Below are 3,582 nucleotides of genomic sequence, written 5' to 3'. Positions count from 1 at the left end.
CAACGCATTACCTTACGCCTGACGCTGAACGGTTTTCAGCGTCAGATATCCGCTCCAGATCCGGGTGAACGTTGTCATCCAGCACAGCGCGCCAAAGACCCACGCCAGCACGGCAAAATAGTCCGGGAACAGACACCCCAACACAAACAGCAAAATTGTCTCAGTTCCTTCGGTCAGCCCGCCAAGATAATAAAACGATTTATGCGCGTAACCGGGGTTATCGATCTGATGTTTCGCTGCCAGTGCGGCGAAGGCCAGAAAGCTGCTACCGGTGCCAATAAACGCGAACAACAGCCAACTGCCTGCCAGCGCATTCTGCGCCGGAGCGGCAAGAATAAAACCAAACGGCACAAGGGCGTAAAATAAAAAATCGAGCGAGATATCGAGAAATCCCCCCGCGTCGGAGAGCCCTCTGCGCCGTGCCAGCGCCCCATCCAGTCCGTCAAACAACCGATTGAGCACAATGGCCACCAGCGCCGCCAGATACCAGCCTAACGCCAGAAATGGTAACGCCAGCACGCCAATGGCAAATCCGACCAGCGTAAGTCCGTCCGGGGTAATCGCCGGTTTATCGATAATACCGACGCACCGATGCAACAGCGGTTTTAATCGTGGATGAAGATGGCGGTCAAGCATGCGGGCGTCCTTTAAAACTGTCGCACAGTCCCTGCGAGGGAATATCGAGAGCGGCATTAAAACGCGCCGAGAGATTTTGAAACGCAATCAGCGCGGTCATTTCCGTAATGGCATCATCGGTAAAATGCTGCTTCATCTGCACTTTCAGCGCATCGTCAACCTGTGGAGGCGTTGCGGTAACCGCATCGGCATAGGCCAGCGCTACGCGTTCTTCAGCGCTAAACAGCGTCGAATCTTGCCAGGTGGCAACCTGCATGACTTTATCCAGCGCGCCACAGCGTTCTGCCAGCCGTAAACTATTCGCATCAACACAGAAAGCGCAGTGGCAGACCTGAGAAACGCGGGTCATCAACAGCGCACGCATCACCGGCGTTAAGCGCGCCTTTTTACGCTCCAGAAACCCGACAAACAGCGCCACCAGCCAGAACAGAAACGGCATCCGCCCCCACCAGCGCGTGGGATGCAGCACATCGCCATAATGTTTTTTCTGCGTGGCAACGAGCGGTTTTAAACTGGAAGGGATACGCGTTAACGGCTTTACCCACGACTGAGGTTCGTTCAACGGTGACTCCTGAATACTTTAGATAAAACAAAGATAACGATAGTATGTCATTTTCTGCTGTTAGATCTTGATGAATATGATGAAAACCCTCGACGTGGTCGCCGCTATCATTGAACGTGATGGCAAAATTTTACTGGCTCAGCGTCCGCTGCATGCGGATCAGTCAGGCATGTGGGAGTTTGCCGGCGGTAAGGTTGAGCCGGGAGAAAGTCAGCCCGAGGCGCTGATCCGCGAACTGCGTGAAGAGTTGGGTATTGAGGCAGTCGTGGGGCGCTACATTGCCAGTCATCAACGCGAGGTTTCAGGCCGATTGATTCACCTGCATGCATGGCATGTGCCTTCGTATCAAGGGGAACTTAGAGCGCATGAACATCAGGATATCGTCTGGTGCTCACCCGAAGAGGCGCTGTATTATCCGCTGGCACCCGCCGATATCCCGTTGTTAGAGGCGTTTATCCTTTTACACGCCGCCAGACCAGCGGATTCGTGCTGATCGTTTTATCATCGCGCTGGCACTGCAACAGAACGCCATCGGCTTTAATCACCGCCCCTTCAGAGTAGTTTTGATCCTGATAAATACAGCACTGGCTACAGGGCTGAGCCCGCTGACCGCTGGAACTGAACACTTCCGGCGGTACATTCACCTGCACATCCGGGCGATAAAGCTGATTTGCCAGCGTCGCGCTGGACACCAGTACCAACGCTCCTGCCATGATTAAACGGCGCATTGTCTTTCCTTTTTAACTGACATTTATGCTCAGTATAACGGTATAGATCGGCAGAAACTTTAGTCCCTTCCATCATCGTTTTTGGTTATGACCCACGGCGCAATATTAATTTACTTAGCGGGGTTAATTTTTTCTTGCGTCACGTCACACTGCTGATGGTATAGTCAAAAACTGCACAACACATAACATAAATATCAAAAATATAACCATATCAATACATAAGAGGTTCTTATATCTATGGATCAGACATGTTCTCTGGAGTCATTTCTCAACCATGTGCAAAAGCGCGACCCGAATCAAACCGAGTTCGCGCAAGCCGTTCGTGAGGTAATGACGACGCTGTGGCCCTTTCTTGAGCAGAACCCGCGTTATCGTCAGATGTCGTTGCTGGAACGTCTGGTTGAACCGGAGCGCGTGATCCAGTTCCGCGTAGTTTGGCTGGACGATCGCAATCAGGTGCAGGTCAACCGCGCGTGGCGCGTACAGTTTAGCTCTGCCATTGGCCCGTACAAAGGCGGTATGCGTTTCCACCCTTCCGTGAACCTGTCGATCCTGAAATTCCTGGGTTTCGAGCAGACCTTTAAGAACGCCCTCACCACGCTGCCAATGGGCGGTGGTAAAGGCGGGAGCGATTTCGATCCGAAAGGTAAAAGCGAAGGCGAAATCATGCGTTTCTGCCAGGCACTGATGACCGAACTGTTCCGCCATTTAGGTCCTGATACCGACGTCCCGGCGGGCGATATCGGCGTGGGTGGTCGTGAAGTCGGCTTTATGGCCGGGATGATGAAAAAACTGTCCAACAACAGCGCCTGCGTCTTTACCGGTAAAGGTCTCTCTTTTGGCGGCAGCCTGATCCGCCCGGAAGCCACCGGCTACGGTCTGGTGTACTTCACCGAAGCAATGCTCAAACGCCATGGTCTGGGCTTTGAAGGCATGCGCGTGGCGGTTTCTGGCTCCGGCAACGTGGCGCAATTCGCCATTGAGAAAGCCATGGAGTTTGGCGCGCGAGTAGTTACCGCCTCCGATTCCAGCGGTACCGTGGTCGACGAAAGCGGATTTACTAAAGAAAAGCTGGCGCGTCTGTGCGCGATCAAAGACAGCCGTGACGGTCGCGTGGCGGATTACGCCCGTGAGTTTGGCCTGACCTATCTGGAAGGCAAACAGCCGTGGTCGGTTCCGGTCGATATCGCCCTGCCGTGCGCCACTCAGAATGAACTGGATGTCGATGCAGCGCGCGTACTGATCGCCAACGGCGTGAAAGCAGTCGCCGAAGGGGCAAACATGCCGACCACTATCGAGGCCACCGATCTGTTCCTCGAGGCGGGCGTACTGTTCGCACCGGGTAAAGCCGCCAACGCCGGTGGCGTAGCGACATCCGGTCTGGAAATGGCGCAAAACGCCGCTCGTCTGGGCTGGAAAGCGGAGAAAGTGGATGCGCGCCTGCACCACATCATGCTGGATATTCACCATGCCTGCGTTGAATACGGCGGCGAAAGCAAGCAGACCAACTACGTACGTGGCGCCAACATCGCGGGCTTCGTGAAGGTTGCCGACGCGATGCTGGGTCAGGGCGTGATTTAATATTGTCTCTGCAGGCCAGTAGGCCGGATTAGGCTCGGGTGCCGCATCCGGCTAAGCCTGATGCGCTATGCTTAT

Annotated in this window: 5 protein-coding genes; 2 read left to right on the top strand and 3 right to left on the bottom strand. The window is 54.4% G+C overall.

Annotated features, from left to right (window positions below; translation table 11 throughout):
* Positions 1–12: 12 nt before the first annotated feature.
* Both FDW94_RS14940 and FDW94_RS14935 read right to left on the bottom strand, forming a co-directional pair.
* Positions 13–636 carry a CDP-alcohol phosphatidyltransferase family protein gene (locus FDW94_RS14940; RefSeq protein WP_008784544.1) on the bottom strand — a complete coding sequence of 208 codons (624 nt, stop codon included), beginning with the start codon at positions 634–636 and terminating at the stop codon, positions 13–15.
* Positions 629–1,198, bottom strand: a complete 570-nt coding sequence (locus FDW94_RS14935) for a carboxymuconolactone decarboxylase family protein (protein WP_020996450.1) — start codon at positions 1,196–1,198, stop codon at positions 629–631. Before FDW94_RS14935 ends, FDW94_RS14940 begins: the two co-directional genes overlap by 8 nt.
* 79 nt (positions 1,199–1,277) lie before the next feature.
* Between FDW94_RS14935 and FDW94_RS14930 the strand changes: the two genes are divergently transcribed.
* Positions 1,278–1,691: a pyrimidine (deoxy)nucleoside triphosphate diphosphatase gene (locus FDW94_RS14930; RefSeq protein WP_137378021.1), complete on the top strand. Its 414-nt coding sequence runs from the start codon at positions 1,278–1,280 to the stop codon at positions 1,689–1,691.
* On the opposite strand, the gene FDW94_RS14925 is transcribed toward FDW94_RS14930, so the two are convergent.
* On the bottom strand, positions 1,651–1,926 hold the full coding sequence (locus FDW94_RS14925) for a YnjH family protein (protein WP_003832503.1): 276 nt from the start codon (positions 1,924–1,926) through the stop codon (positions 1,651–1,653). The two genes, FDW94_RS14930 and FDW94_RS14925, sit on opposite strands and share 41 nt — an antisense overlap.
* Positions 1,927–2,163: 237 nt before the next feature.
* Here FDW94_RS14925 and gdhA point away from each other — a divergent pair, with 237 nt between their 5' ends.
* Positions 2,164–3,507 (top strand): NADP-specific glutamate dehydrogenase, encoded by a 1,344-nt coding sequence (gdhA, locus tag FDW94_RS14920; protein WP_003832501.1) that lies wholly within the window; start codon positions 2,164–2,166, stop codon positions 3,505–3,507.
* The last annotated feature ends 75 nt before the right edge of the window (positions 3,508–3,582 follow it).

The sequence above is a fragment of the Citrobacter sp. wls757 genome (genome assembly GCF_005280935.1).
GTDB classification, from domain to species: domain Bacteria; phylum Pseudomonadota; class Gammaproteobacteria; order Enterobacterales; family Enterobacteriaceae; genus Citrobacter; species Citrobacter portucalensis.
The sequence above is the reverse complement of the archived record's forward strand: the minus strand, read 5'-3'. Positions and strand labels throughout refer to the sequence as shown.